The sequence below is a fragment of the Methylobacterium sp. WL7 genome, assembly GCF_008040085.1.
Lineage (GTDB): Bacteria > Pseudomonadota > Alphaproteobacteria > Rhizobiales > Beijerinckiaceae > Methylobacterium > Methylobacterium mesophilicum.
In genome coordinates, this window is record NZ_VRVG01000366.1 from 1 (window position 1) to 563 (window position 563).

Sequence of the window (563 nt, forward strand, 5' to 3'; positions counted from 1 at the left end):
GGCCATGCGCCGCCCGGTTTTGAAGTCGACGGCCGCGACATTGTATACGGCTTCCGCAACAAGGGCTATCTGACTCTAGGGACCGGAGCCGTTGGCTGGTTCGATCCACAAAGTCCCGTCTCCGCCACGCTCATAGGCGGTTTCGAAAATTTCTTTTTTGCAGGTGGTCGTGGCATAGTTACGCAAGTAGATTGGCTCTCACGTGCGCTCGACCGTCAGGCGCGGGAAGATAAGACTAGAGATATTTTCTCTTTCGTGAACGTGGGTGAGACGCACGTGCCCTACCACTTCGACGGCGCGTCTTGGTCAGTTGAAGATAATCCATGTGTCCCATTTCAGCGCGTCGACAGGCGGACGGACTGCCGTGAGCGACAGCGGCTTTGCCTGGAATATGTTGATCGAATCCTGGCTCCAATCCTGCAGCGATTTATGCATGCGACGATCTTAGTTTGTGCGGATCATGGCGACTGTTGGGGGGAAGACGGCTTATGGGAGCATGGCATTTCGCATCCGATGACGCTGACTGTACCACTATTAGTCCGCTACAAAGGACAATGTTGTTG

General features: G+C 54.5%; 1 protein-coding gene. It reads left to right on the forward strand.

Annotated features, from left to right (window positions below; all coding sequences use genetic code 11):
• Positions 1 to 563 (forward strand): hypothetical protein (locus FV233_RS31025; RefSeq protein WP_210249531.1); only part of this gene is annotated, 563 nt, incomplete at both ends.